General features: G+C 35.0%; 10 protein-coding genes. 9 read left to right on the plus strand and 1 reads right to left on the minus strand.

Annotated elements, in window-relative coordinates; genetic code table 11:
* The 7 genes from E1171_RS19355 to E1171_RS19385 all read left to right on the plus strand — a co-directional run.
* Window positions 1-2497 (plus strand): DUF5916 domain-containing protein (locus E1171_RS19355; protein WP_155207709.1); only part of this gene is annotated, 2497 nt, incomplete at its 5' end.
* A 109-nt stretch (window positions 2498-2606) separates the two neighbouring features.
* On the plus strand, window positions 2607-3161 hold the full coding sequence (locus E1171_RS19360; RefSeq protein WP_222931546.1) for a YceI family protein: 555 nt from the start codon (window positions 2607-2609) through the stop codon (window positions 3159-3161).
* A 175-nt stretch (window positions 3162-3336) separates the two neighbouring features.
* Complete coding sequence (locus tag E1171_RS19365) at window positions 3337-4053, plus strand: hypothetical protein (protein WP_155207711.1); 717 nt, start codon at window positions 3337-3339, stop codon at window positions 4051-4053.
* 7 nt (window positions 4054-4060) lie between these two features.
* Window positions 4061-4969, plus strand: coding sequence for a hypothetical protein (locus E1171_RS19370; protein ID WP_155207712.1), 909 nt, complete (start codon window positions 4061-4063; stop codon window positions 4967-4969).
* Window positions 4970-5186: 217 nt separating this feature from the next.
* Window positions 5187-7691 (plus strand): caspase family protein, encoded by a 2505-nt coding sequence (locus E1171_RS19375; RefSeq protein WP_155207713.1) that lies wholly within the window; start codon window positions 5187-5189, stop codon window positions 7689-7691.
* Between the two features lie 239 nt (window positions 7692-7930).
* A complete protein-coding gene (trkA, locus tag E1171_RS19380) occupies window positions 7931-9271 on the plus strand; it encodes a Trk system potassium transporter TrkA (protein WP_155207714.1) in 1341 nt (446 codons plus the stop codon).
* A complete protein-coding gene (locus tag E1171_RS19385) occupies window positions 9268-10722 on the plus strand; it encodes a TrkH family potassium uptake protein (RefSeq protein WP_155207715.1) in 1455 nt (484 codons plus the stop codon). Before trkA ends, E1171_RS19385 begins: the two co-directional genes overlap by 4 nt.
* A 300-nt stretch (window positions 10723-11022) precedes the next feature.
* On the opposite strand, the gene E1171_RS19390 is transcribed toward E1171_RS19385, so the two are convergent.
* Window positions 11023-13128, minus strand: coding sequence for a carboxy terminal-processing peptidase (locus tag E1171_RS19390; RefSeq protein WP_155207716.1), 2106 nt, complete (start codon window positions 13126-13128; stop codon window positions 11023-11025).
* A 380-nt stretch (window positions 13129-13508) separates the two neighbouring features.
* Between E1171_RS19390 and E1171_RS19395 the strand changes: the two genes are divergently transcribed.
* Entirely contained in the window at window positions 13509-13769 is a 261-nt protein-coding gene (locus tag E1171_RS19395) for a hypothetical protein (RefSeq protein ID WP_155207717.1), read from the plus strand.
* 211 nt (window positions 13770-13980) lie between these two features.
* Entirely contained in the window at window positions 13981-14604 is a 624-nt protein-coding gene (locus E1171_RS19400; RefSeq protein ID WP_155207718.1) for a sigma-70 family RNA polymerase sigma factor, read from the plus strand.
* Window positions 14605-14814: the final 210 nt, after the last annotated feature.

Here is a 14814-nt window from a genome sequence, read left to right on the forward strand (position 1 = left end):
GAAAAAAATTCAACTGCTGCTGCTCCTTTTGGTCCTATCAACTACTCTTTTTGCGCAGAATAGCTCCAAAAAACAATTACAAGCAATTCGTACAGAGGCCAGCCCGATTATAGATGGTCAATTGGACGAGGAAATTTGGACTAAAGCCCCAAAGGGTATCGCATTTATTCAAAATCGCCCTGAACCTGGAAAAAGAGCAACTCAAGACTCAGAAGTGAGTGTTTTGTATGATGATTTTGCCTTATATGTTGGTGCAAAGATCTTTGATCATCCTGATAGTATTCGTGCAACCCTTACTGCAAGAGATAATGTAGATCAAACCGATTGGTTCATGATTCTTCTGGACCCATACCAAGGTGGTTTAAATGGAGTTGGGTTCCTAGTTTCTGCTGCCGGTGTTCAGGGAGATTATAAATATACTGTTGATGGGATGAGTGGAAATTGGAATGCCGTTTGGGAAAGTAAGGTAAGGCAAGTAGAAGATGGTTGGATTGCTGAAATGATGATTCCTTATTCTGCTATTCGCTTTGCAAAAAAAGATGTACAGAAATGGGGAGTGAATTTTGGGAGATCGATTGTACGTACAGGAGAAGAAGTTTGGTGGAATGAAGTAAGTCCAGATGTAAACGGGTTTATAAATCAAGCGGGAGAACTGACAGGTATTTCGAACATTAAACCTCCTGTTCGTTTATCTGTTTCTCCTTATGTTTCAACCTATTTAGGTCAGAGTAGTGAAGGGGAGATTAGTAAATCTATCAATGGGGGAATGGATCTTAAATATGGTATTAACGATGCGATTACATTGGATATGACTTTAATTCCTGATTTTGGTCAAGTTCGCTCCGACAACCATGTATTAAACCTATCCCAATTTGAAGTACGTTACGATGAAAACAGGCAGTTTTTCACAGAGGGTACAGAATTATTCAACAAAGGAAATCTTTTTTATTCAAGAAGAGTTGGCCAATCATTTGGAGGCCTTGATTATGATGAGGATACGGAGGAAGTATCTTATGAACCATCTGAGGCACCAATGCTAAATGCTACTAAAATTTCAGGTAGATTAAAAGGGGGATTGGGAATTGGAGTATTTAATGCCCTTACAAATAAAACAACTGCATCAATCAAGAACATAGAATCAGGACAGGAACGTGAAGTTCTTGTAGACCCCCTTACCAATTTTAATGTGTTTGTATTGGACCAAAATCTAAAGAACAATTCCAGTGTTACCCTTATCAACACGAATGTTTTTAGAGGGAATTATAAAGGAGAACAAGTTTTTGGTGAAACCGGAAAAGATGCCAATGTAACAGGTGGATTATTTTCAATAAATGATAAACAAAATATTTTTAATCTCGAAGGGTCGGCAATGATCAGCCAAATCTTTACTCAGGATCAAGAGACCAAGAATCTTCATAATAAAAAAGGGTACAAATACCATTTAGAATTCGAAAAAGTAAGTGGTAAAATTCGCTATGAAGCTGGACGAAGTTTAACCACGAAGGATTTTGACCCAAATGACATGGGCTATTTACGAAATGCGAATATAATTTCCCACTGGGGAAGATTTAGCTATGTATTAAACAATAAACCGAACAAATATTTAAATAATTTTCGGTTTAATCTTTTCACAGATCATAGTATGCTCTATCAACCAAGGTGGTTTAATAATTGGTCCATTTTTACTAATGTTGGGGGACAACTGTCTAATTTTTGGTTTTTAAGGCTAAATTTTGGAATTAGACCAATTTGGGGTCGAGATCATTTTGAGCCAAGAGAAGAAAATTGGTATGTCAATATCCCTCCCAATTTTAATGTAAATTTCGTTGTAGGTACAGATTACAGAAAACCATTTTCGATATTGGTTTACACAGGTATATTTAGACGAAATTTATGGAAGCAAACCGATAATTGGATGGGATTTGAAGCCACTTATATTGTCAATGAAAAACTTCGTTTTTTTCATGAATTAAATTTCAACATTGAAAGAGATGATCGAGGATGGGTGGATACCTTTTATGATGACAATGATGAGCCGGAACAAATCATTTTAGGGACAAGGGATGTGCAAACTTTTGTAAATACTTTTAACGGACAATACACATTTAACGATAGAATGGGGATTACCTTCAGGCTACGACATTACTGGAGCAAAGTGCCATATTATACAGGAGAATATTTTGAGCTGCAAAATAATGGAGATTTAATTCCTATTGTTTATGATGATCTAGACGAAAATCAAGAGAAAAAATACGACAAGAATTACAATGCCTTTAACATTGATATGGTATATACCTGGAGATTTGCCCCTGGAAGTGAGCTAAGCTTAGTTTGGAAAAATGCAATTGAAACTGACGATAATAAAACAGATTTTAATTTTATCTCTAATTTGGATAATACATTAAGTACTAGTGCTTCAAATAGTCTATCACTTAAGATATTGTATTTTTTGGATTATATAAATTTAAAGCGTTCTCTTAGTAAGGCAAAGAGTTAGAAAATTTAAAAACGACAACCTCTTTTAAATTGTTAAGCAGAAAAACTTATTCATGGTTAAGTATTTTCTGCTTTACTTTTCAATCACATATTGTCCTTTTTACTTCAAATTGGGAAAACCAACTCCCCTGCACTCCCTCCCAACGGTCAAATGGCAACAAAAATGGGAAATCGATTATTCTAATTCATCCATAGGGTTTTCAGTAAAGAATTTTAATATATTCAATGTCAAAGGAAAGTTCACTGATTATTCATCTAATATAGAAACCCATGGACCAGAATTTACGGATCCAAAAATTACGTTGAGCATTAAAGTAGAAAGTATTGATACTAATATAAAAGCAAGAGATCGCCACTTAAGGTCAGATGAGTTTTTCAATGTAGAGCAATATTCAACTATTAAATTTTCGAGCAACAGTTTTAAGCAAGTAAACAATCAAGAATATCAGATGGAGGGAGATTTAACCATTAAGGATGTTACAAGATCTACCCTTTTGGAAGTTAAACAAATAAAAATAACAGACGATTTTATTGATTGGAGTATTTCAGGGGAGCTTGATAGAAGAGATTTTAACCTGATATTTACCGGCGACAGTAGTAATCGCGATGGTTTAGTAGGTGATTTAGTTAAATTAAAAATTACTATAAGGTTACGAAGGGTATAAATTTATATGTTAATATAAGGGAATGATTATTCGCTCATTTAATATTAGCTATTTTATTCTCTTAATTATACAGACCTGAAAAAAATTTACTGCTTCCAGATATTATTATGGCCTAAACCAAATTATTAGCTATTGCCTTTTGTTACACCAATACATTAATCATAATTGGATAGAAATGAAGGAACAATCACGTCAACTAAGAAAAGGCATTAGTATCCTACTAGGATTACTAATGGCATTAAGTTTCCAATCTCTTATTGCCCAAAACAATAAATATGAGGCTAAACAAAAAAAAGCAAACAGGAAAGAACTAAAAAAGGAAGATCGAGATCTAAAGAAGGAAATTAGAAGAAGAGCAGAGAAAAAAGCCAGAAGAGAAGCAGGAAAATTTAAAAAAAGAGGCTGGTATGTTGCCCCAGGAGCAATTCCAATGGAAAAGCAAATTGAAAAAGGTTGGATGGCTCAATATCAAGAGGATCAAAACGGATATCCCCTATATATTGTAGCTACTGGAAATTCTGTCGCCGAATCTCAAGCTGCAGCAAAATTACAGGCAACCGAACTCGCCAAATTAGAACTTGCAGGATTAGTTCAAACCCAAATTGCAGCTCTAATAGAAAACAACGTTGCCACCAATCAGCTCAGCAATGAGGAAGCCGCATCAGTCACCAAAACGGTTGCTGCTTCAAAAAATATAATTGCTCAAGAAATCCAGCGGGTTTTAGTTTTCTTTGAAATCTATAAAAAAATAGGAAAAAACACTGAATCATCTGTCCGGATTGGATACAACACTGATTTAGCAATGGAATCTGCCAAAAAAGTGGTTAGAAAAAAACTGGAAGAGGAAACAGAACTGATGCAAGAAAAATTAGAGAAATTAATGGACTTCTAAGGCATCTATGAAAACCCTCATATTATCGATCAGCCTGCTTTTGGCAGTCATGCATTTCACATACTGCCAAAAGCTCTTTAGAAGCAAAGGAACAGCAAAAGTAAAAATAGATCCGCAAATAAGTAAAACCGAGGCCCGAGCCAAAGCTAGGGAACTGGCCATCATAAATGCCATTGAGGAAAAGTTTGGTTCTTACGTTGAACAAGAGACCAACATCGATATAGAAAATGGTCAAACCAAATTTAAAGTAATTGGCAACACCAGAGTAAAAGGGGAATGGGTTAAAACTCTAAGGGAGGACTATACCGAAGATCTTAGGTCCATAGAAGGTGAATATGGAAAAGAGTATGAACTGTGGATTGAGTGCGAAATTGAAGGGAAAGTAAGAGAAGTACAACAGGTAAAGGTAGAATTTGAAGCAATTCCATTAAACTGTCCCAATAAAATTTGTAGAACAACGGAATTCCAACAAGAAGAGCCTTTTTACCTCTATTTCAGGTCTCCAGTAAACGGTCACCTATCTGTATTTATGGTTGAAGAAGATGAAGCCTATCGTCTACTCCCCTACCAACAAATGGCAGAAAACTATACAGATGCCGTTCCCATAAAGGAAGATCAACCATATATCTTCTTTTCCACCGAAGAGGAGCACCAATACTACAAAGAATTCAACCAACAAATCGTGGATGAGTTAGTACTCACCACTGAAAAAGAAATAGAATACGTGCAATTATATCTCATATTTTCTTCCAATGAGTTTCAAAAACCATTATTGGATCCTATGATATACAGCAGAGAGGAATTTCATACACCAAAATCCCTATCAAAAGGGAACTTTCAAAAATGGCTAAGAGAAATCAGGACTCTTGATATTAGCTTCAATTATCAAATAATAAACTTAAAAATTCGAAAATAATTAAGACAATGGAATAAAGCATTTCTGAAACCCGGAAAAAGCACTAATAATTTCTTAAATAATAATCACCGAAGTTCTAGCAGGTTGACAAATCATTAATGATAATGTCTATTGTCCCCAACAAAGTTAATCTACTATTTAGAAAAGTGTTTCCCTTTTCCTTCTTTAAAAAGGAAAAGCTTCAAAATTATGAAATCATTCACAACTCTAAAATCCAATGAAACCCAGGCAATTTAACCCAGTAATTCTACTAGGCATTATATTATGTTGCTCCCTAAGTATTAGAGCCCAGCATTTACCCCCTTTAGAAATTTCAAAAAAGCAATTGCATGGAGGAAAGCTAAAAGAAGAGGTGTACAATACTATTAAGGTAAGAGATGGGTTCTTGGTTATTGGTGGAATATTTACGAAACCTGGCAGAAAAAAGACCTTAATACTTAAAGTTGATCCAGATGGAAAAACCAGAGGAGAAATAACACTAGATGGTAAATTAAAAGATGGTCTTTATAGTGGTCATATTACTGGGGATAACAATTTTCTATTGGTAGGAACAAGCTGGTCAAAAGGCAAAGGAGAAGGAGATGTTTGGGTATTAAAAATTAATCCTAGAGGACAAATCATCTGGCAAAAAACTTATGGTGGCAAAGGTTGGGAGCACGGACAAGATGTAATCAAAACAAGAGATGGAGGATTTTTAATAAGCGGATTTTCTACCACTCGCGCCAAAGGACTTAGGGATCTATTTTTATTAAAAATTGATGAAAATGGAGAAAAGAAATGGGAAAGAACCTATGGAGGAGTACATTTTGATTTTGCCCAATGTGCAGTTGAAGACAGAGTAGGCGGGTTTTATGTATTAGGAAATACTGAATCAAAAGGAAATGGAAGGTTTGATACCTGGCTATTAAAAACAGATTCAGAAGGATTATTGGAATGGGAAAAAACTTTTGGGGCAGATAAATGGGACATAGGAAAAAAATTACTCCAAACCGATAAGGGAGACCTTTACATTGTGGGAAGAACCCAAAGGGAAGGAAATCCTGATATATGGGTTATTCAAACTAATCCCCAAGGAGAAATACAATGGGAACAGCAATTTGGGGGAGCAGAAAAAGACATAATGAATGATGCTTTGGTTACTGGAGAAAACGGACTGCTATTGGCTGCCACAACCTATGACCAGGAAAAAAAACCAAAATCATGGATTATCCAACTAGATAAAAATGGCCAAATCCTTCGACAAAAATTCATTAAAACTGGGAATAACCTACAAATACGTAACTTAAAAGAAACTTCAAATGGTGATTTCCTTCTAATTGGGAACATTCATCTTGCCGAAAGCCACATAGAACAAATATTTTTATATAAAATAACAGAAGACCCGGTAGTAAAACTAGAAAACTATGTTCGGACTGCACTGAGTAAATGGGAAAGAAAAGGTGATTTTGAAAAATTAGAAAATTACAAGAAGCGAGTAAATCCTACTAGGAGAAGAGAAAAGATTTATCAATTGGTCCAAAGAATAATCAAGGATTATGCAAAAGAACCATTCTCCCATTCAATCAGGAATGCACAACACGAATATGATGTAGAAAATGAAGTGTTTCGAATTCAATTTCCTAACATGAATTCAATTTATTTACCAGTTCCCCTCCATGAAGCGCAAGCCTTCAACCGAAACTTTAAAGATCTTTTTTTTGAGAGTCCAGAATTTTCCATCAAAGAAAAAAAATTCATGGTTACTTATGTCCGAATAATTAACCCTCACAATCAAAAAACTTATACATACGACAGCAAACTCCCTGTCCAATACAGGTCAAAAAAAATTGACAATTCTTATAACGTTTCATTGGAATTAGAAAACAGTTTCAATTTACTAAATTCTTCCCTGCCAAAAGAAAGTTGGGACACATCCCCTACCCTTGTAGGCGTAGACCACAACATCCCCATCACCACTGAACTACAACCACAAAAATTTGCGCTGATCATCGGAAATGAAGACTATAAATCTTATCAGGAAGAATTGGATGCAGAATCCAATGTTCCCTTCGCTAAAAATGATGCGCTAATCATCAAAGAATATTTTATCAAAACATTAGGGGTGCCTAATGAAAATATTACTATGCTTATCAATGCCACAAGTGGACAAATGCAAAGAGCTGTTCGCAAATTGCAACAAATACAACAGGCAAACGGAGATGCCACCGAAGTCCTTGTATATTATGCTGGCCATGGGCTACCAGACGAGAAAACTAGAGATGCATATCTTATCCCCGTAGATATTAATGGCAACAGCCTGGAATTCGCCTTAAGGGTAAATGAATTATGTAAAGCTTTAACCGAAACACCTACTAAAAGAGTAACTTTAATTCTTGATGCCTGCTTTAGCGGAGGGGCAAGAGCTGGAACACTAATAAGTCGAAGAGGGGTTCGGGTAAAACCTAAAGCCTATCTGCCAGCCAGTAACCTTATTATATTTTCGTCTTCAAGTGATGAAGAAAGCGCAGGGGCATATGTACCCAAAAGGCATGGGTTATTTACCTACTTTTTATTGAAAAAATTACAGGAAACGGAGGGAAACATTTCTTATTCAGAACTAGCAGAAAATTTAAATAAAGAAGTCCGTTTAAAATCTATTCTCATTAATAACAAACAACAAACACCAACCGTCACAACCAATCCCAGTATTGGAGAGGAATGGAAGAAATGGACATTCAAATAATTTAAAAAAAGAAATAATGGCTAAGGGTTTAGCTCAAAAGTGAATGAACTTGACTTCATGAAAAATGCCTAATTGGTGAATAATTACAATTTTTAACTACCTTTGCAGAGGAATTTTTATAATTGAACGATAATTTTAAGTTCCCTTTAATTTTGTAGGATTTTCCAAACATTATTAAGATCAAGCGAATAGATCCCAACCGATTTGCTTAATTTTTTTAAACCAAGAACTTTACTTTTATGAGGATCATAATTGCGGGAGCAGGAGATGTGGGCTTTCATTTAGCCAAACTTTTAGCGTATGAAAAGCAAAACATCGTCTTGATTGACACCGATCCTGAAAAATTAAAGTATGTTTCAGATCATCTTGATGTAGCCGTTATTCGCGGAAACTCTACCTATCATAATGTCCTTGAAGAAGCCAAAGTTTCTAAAGCAGATTTATTAATTGCAGCTACCTCTTCTGAAGAAACTAACATTGCCACGACTATCATCGCAAAATACTTAGGAGCGAGGAAAACTATTGCAAGAATTTCAAATACAAGTTTTAGGGGACCCAGAGAGCGACATGACCTTAAAAAATTAGGGATAGATGAATTGATCTCCCCAGAACAATTAGCTGCCAAAGAAATTCAAAGACTATTAAGAAGAGTTGCTCTCACTGATACTTTTGATTTTGGAAATGGCACCCTTTCACTGATTGGGGTTACTATAGAACCTGACTCCAGATTGTGTGGCAAAAGTTTGGAGGAAATTGTCAGTGAAAACCTTCCGCAGAATTATATTACCGTTGCCATATTGAGAGGTCAAGAGACGATTATTCCTCATGGCAAAACCCGGTTACAACCTAATGATCATACGTATTTTATTGCTCCCCCAGAAGGAATAGACCAAGTTTTAGATTTTACTGAAAAAGAAAAAGGTGAAATTAGAAATTTAATGATTCTCGGCGGAAGCAGAATCGGTACCAATACTGCTAAGCGTTTAGAAGAAAAATATAATATCAAACTCATTGAAGCTGATAAGGATAAGTGTTTTGAATTAGCTGACGAATTACCCAACACATTGGTAATCAATGGAGATGGCAGGGATGTAGATCTCCTCAAAGAAGAAGGAATAGAACATATGGATGCCTTTATTGCAGTAACGGGAAATTCTGAAACCAATATCATTTCCAGTTTGGTAGCAAAAAATGCCAATGTAAAGAAAACCATAGCACTAGTAGAAAACATCGACTACATTCACCTTTCCCAAAATATTGGTGTGGATACGCTTATAAACAAAAAGCTTATTGCCGCTAATTTCATCTTTCGCTATGTGAGAAAAGGTGAAATTGTATCTATGACGAGTATTCATGGAGTAGATGCAGAAATTCTTGAATTCGAAGTTCCAGAAGGATCAAAAATCACAAAAGCACCTCTTCGGTCGTTAAATCTACCTTCCACATCCATCATTGGAGGAGTGATTCGAAAGGGTGTAGGTTATACCACCAGGGGTGATTTTCAATTTAAAGCAAAAGACAGAGTGGTTGTCCTGGCTAAGAAGGAGAGTATTCATAAAATCGAAGCATTATTTAAATGAGAATTCACCTTAAGGTAATTGCACATATTTTAGGGCTGCTAAACGCTCTAAACGGACTTTTCATGTTGCTTTGTCTACCATTTTCCATATACTATAAAGAAGAAAGCTGGAAAGAGATCTTATTGGCCGGATTAATTACCGTGGTTGCAGGTTTTGCTATTTGGTTTTTCACCAGAGATGCAAAAAATCAAGAAGTAAGTAAAAAAGATGGTTACCTAATCGTAACACTTGGTTGGCTTTCTATCTCTTGTTTTGGGACCCTTCCCTATTTATTAACAGGAGCTATTCCTACCTTTACCGATGCATTTTTTGAAACAATGTCAGGTTACACGACCACGGGTGCTTCAATTCTTAATGATATCGAATCCCTACATAAGGGAATTTTGTTCTGGAGAAGCCTAACTCAATGGATCGGGGGAATGGGAATAATTGTATTAGCTGTAGCCATTCTACCAATATTAGGAATTGGAGGTATGCAGCTATTTGTAGCAGAAGCACCAGGAATTAGCCCTGATAAGCTTCAGCCACGCATAAGAGATACGGCAACCCGCCTTTGGTTTGTTTATGTTGGACTAACCATGTTAGAATTTCTCCTCCTACTGGCAGGTAAGATGACATTTTTTGATGCCATCAATCATTCACTAACCACCATGGCAACGGGAGGATTTTCAACTAAGCAAGATAGTGCGGCGTTATTTTCGCCCTATATACAATATGTAATGATTGTATTTATGTTTTTAGCCGGAACCAGCTTTACGCTTAGTTACTTTGCCATTAAGTTAAATTTTAAGAAGATCTTAAAAAATGAGGAATTTAAGGTCTATTTATCTTTTACAGTAGTGATAACGTTTATTATCACTCTCATTCTATACCATACCGAAAACCATCCATTTGAAAAGGCTTTTAGGGATACACTTTTCCAAGTTGTTTCTGTACTTACCACCACTGGTTATGTATCTTCAGATTATTCCCAATGGGCTCCCATGGCAAGTCTAATTATATTTACCTTAATGTTCATAGGTGGCTCAGCAGGTTCAACTGCAGGAGGAGTAAAAGTTGTAAGACATGTTATTCTCATTAAGAATAGCCTATTAGAGCTAAAAAGGCAATTACACCCAGCTGCAGTAATACCTGTAAGACTCAACCATAAAGCTGTTACTCAACCTATAGCCTATAATGTACTAGCCTTTATCATGATCTACCTGATCATCTTTACTACTGGATCTGTAGCGTTATCCCTCCTAGAAGTAGATTTCATGACTTCTATTGGGGCTGTAGCAACTTCCCTTGGAAATATAGGCCCTGGATTTGGATCAGTTGGTCCTGTGGATAATTTTTCTCATATCCCTACTGTAGGAAAGTGGATACTTTCTATTCTAATGATGTTAGGAAGGCTTGAATTGTTCACGGTCTTAATTCTATTCACGCCTTATTATTGGAGTAAATATTAATACAGCAAAGCTCTAAAAAAGACAAAAAACCATAATCATACTTCAAGGAACACAACAAGAATCTTGAAAAAGGATTCCAGGCTTTTTAATTCTATCCATTCATTTTAATATTTTAGAATTCCCTCTTTCCAATTTTAGAGTTAAACATTCCTTGAAATTAAAAAGCTCCCTAAAATTTTTAGGGAGCTTTTTAACTTGAATAATCTTTACGAAGGCTAATGAATTACATAAAAACAAAGATTTTCATTTTAACCATTTTTAACAATAAAGATCTTTTTTATCTACAGTTTCTAGCATTTACTAATTTTGTCTAGATGAATTTCGTAGCATCTCAAACACCAAATTTAAACTTTCAGTAAGATAGACATCATCAAGTTCCTCATCAGTTTCTTCTTCTGAAACCTCCGCACTAGCTACATCAACCCCCTCTCCTGCTGTCACACGACCTCCTCCTTTAATTATTTTGTCGCTGGCATCAGCAGTAAGATTTTCCTTTTTCTTTTCTTTTAATTCTCTTTCTTTAATTCTTTCTGCTTTATTCAGAGAAACAATTGTATTTGCTCGGTCTTGCTTTATTTCCTCAATTTCCTTTTGAAGGTTTATTAATTCACTGTCTTCTTTTAAATCTTTTTGATAAACATTTGTAAGACGAGAAATAAGTCCCTTATTCACATCATTAGTTTTTACAAACCTCGTAGGACCTATTTTGTCCCAAGGCAAAGCGCTTTCATTAGAACTTTCCCCAAATTCTTCTGCACTGAAGGGACCAGGAAAATTGATGTCTGGAGTAACTCCTTTATGCTGTGTACTGCTTCCAGTAATTCGGTAAAATTTTGCCAATGTGAACTTCAATTCACCCAATCTTCCTTTTTCATTGGGTAAAAATCGTTTCAAGTTGAAAATATTTTGTACAGTTCCTTTTCCATAGGTCTGCTCTCCCAATACTATTCCTCTTTTGTAATCCTGAATAGCCCCAGCAAAAATTTCGGAAGCTGATGCACTAAATCGATTTACTAAAACAGCCAATGGCCCTGAATACATCACGGATTTATCGGTGTCGGCCCCAACTTCTATTGAACCATCTGCATTTCGAATTTGAACCACAGGCCCCTCCGGAATAAATAATCCAGTTAGATCAATGGCTTCTTGTAAGGATCCTCCTCCATTGTATTGCAAGTCGATGACCAAACCATCGATACCTTCTTCTTTCAATTCTCCCAAAAGTCGGCGAACATCCCGAGTAGTACTATTAAAATTAATTTCTCCTTTTCTAGCCGCATCAAAATCCAAATAAAAAGAAGGAAGTTTAATTACACCTATTTTATACTCTTTTCCATCTTTTTCAATTGGATAAACCTTTTTCTCGGCCAATTGATCCTCCAATTTTACTTTATCCCTTACCAGTTTAATTTCTTTTGGAAGGGCGTTAGCCCCTTCATCTCCATCAAGGATTCTTAATCGAACTATTGAACCTTTTGTTCCACGAATTTTTTCAACTACATCATCCAATCGCCATCCAACAACATCAACCATTTCCCCTTCTTCTCCTTGGGCAACGGCAATAATTTTATCTCCTTTATGAATAAGATTGCTTTTAAAAGCTGGCCCACCTGCAATCACCTCATTTACTAAAGTATAATCATTTTCCGATTTTAAAGAAGCTCCTATACCTTCTACGGAATTACTCATGGATATTTTAAAGTTATCCGAAGACTGAGGAGAAAAATAACTGGTATGTGGGTCAAAGGATTCCGCAAAGGCATTCATAAACAACTGAAAAATGTCTTCACTCTTTCTCTGTGAAGCTGACTTTACCATTCGCTTATAACGCTTACGAATAACATCAATACTTTCTTCCTCACTTTTTCCTGAAAGGACATAATTTAAAACCTGACCTTTTACCATTTTTCGCCATACTTCGTCTAATTCTTGCTCATTCTTTGCCCAAGGGACATCTTCCCTATCAACGTCGTAGGATTCCTCAACAGAAAAATCAAAGCCATTATCAAGTAAGTTCCTTACTTTATTCATTCGATTTTCAAACCGATTTTGAAATACTCCATAAATTTCATATCCCGGAATGATATCTCCCACCTCAATATCATTAACAATCTGATTCCGATATTTCTCAAAACCTTTTATATCCGATTCAAGAAAATAAACCTTGTAGCTGTCCAAACTTTTTATGTAACTATCTAATACAAAAGAGGAAAGAGAATCTCCCATAACGGTTTTTCCATAATGATAATTCTCTAAAATTCCGGCAATCAGTTTAGCTTCATTAATATGCTGTCCCTCTGGGAGGAGTACTTTTGATGTATCACTGACATAAAGCCCATCGGCGAACAAGGGCGTTCCCGATAATGTAATAAATAATATGAAATATGCGAAAAGTCTCTTCATCATAATTAAATTCTATAAAGACAATTTGTGGTTAAAAACGCCAAATTATTTGGTAATCGTATAAACAATGCGATGAAATTAAGGAATAATTCTACAATCTTGCTAATTAAGGAAGTATTATTTTATTAAAAAAATACAAGAAACAATAAATCAAAAACACTTCCCAATCACTCTCAATCGCTTAGGGTTTTAAAAACACACTCCTAATAAAAATATTTTTTCGTTTATCAATTGAAATCAATGTCATGTTCATGTAAGAACCTAACTATTTTCATTAAAAAAAGTTATATTAAAGAATAATTTTGTATTGTTAGCCAAAATTAACTTTGGCCAAATTACTCAATTAAAAAATTTTTAATCTCTCAACCAAACCAAAGTACATTATGCAATCTACAGAATCCACTCAATTTATTGAGTTAAATTGTCCTATATGTGAGAATAAACATAAATACTTACTCAGGTTGAAACAAAACCCTGTCCTTTATCAAATGACAGCCATGAATTATGATTGGAGAAAAAACTATCAAAAGTTTTCTAGGGAATTTGTATGTTGTCAAACCAAGATGTCCTTTACAACGAATATTGAAGTTGAGGTAAGTGGAATAGTAAATTCATTGCAAATAGAAGAAATGCCTACTGAGTAAAGATGGAGAAGAAAATAAGTGGGTCTTTTAAAAAAGGAGATTTAAGAAACATTTTCTGGATTATTATCACGTATGATCTTATTTCATTCAAAATGCTTATTTCCTAATTCGCAATCATATCTAATGTTATTCTGTTTCTTTTTTAATAGATTTGCCCCCTGAAGCAGATTAAATACACCTTTTATTTCTTTACATTTTATTTTATTTTCAAATGAGCCCTGAATTAACGGCACTTAGCTATCGTCCTTTATTATTCACCATTGCCCGACAAATGGTAGGAAATCCTATGGATGCTGAGGATTTAGTGCAAGACACCCTCCTGAAATGGTTGAATATTGAAAAAGAAATAAATAATATAAAGGCTTATTTAATCCGATCAGTTACAAATAGCTGTATCAATCATTTAGATGCACTTAAAAGAAAAAAAGAAACTTTGGTGGATTTTTGTGAGCCTATCTTTGACAAATACACTACAAATATAGAAATCCCTTCAATTGACTTGGAAAAAGAACTATCTGAGGGCTTATCTATCTTATTAAAGAAGCTAAATGGAGCTGAAAGGGCCGTTTTTCTACTTAAAGAGATATTTAATTTTGATTACAATGAGATCACAGAAATTTGTGAAAAAAAGAAAGATCACTGTAGACAACTCCTCTTCAGAGCAAAAGAAAAACTAAAAGAAAATAATACCCGTTTTCCTATTGACGAAGAAAGGCACCAAAAATTAAATATCAACTTCAAAGAGGCAAGTCGAAAAGGAAACTTTTCCAGCTTCATTGAGACCTTAAAAAATGATATTAGTAATTTATTGAGTCCTGATCCTTCAAAGGGATAAATATTAAATGAAGGTTGGACTCAAGATTGAAATTTTAAAGGAAAAAGCTTTTCCTTTTTAAATAAGTGTTCGCAATCCATTAAACCAACCCATTTTATAATCTTCAAAAGCTAGGTTAAAGATGCCATCGATTAGTTTAAAAATTTTCTTTTTGCTGTAAATGGCTTTTGAAAAGCTGCACATCATTTCTTTAATCCCTGTAGCTTCCAG

The organism is Xanthovirga aplysinae, assembly GCF_009711365.1.
GTDB lineage: Bacteria > Bacteroidota > Bacteroidia > Cytophagales > Cyclobacteriaceae > Xanthovirga > Xanthovirga aplysinae.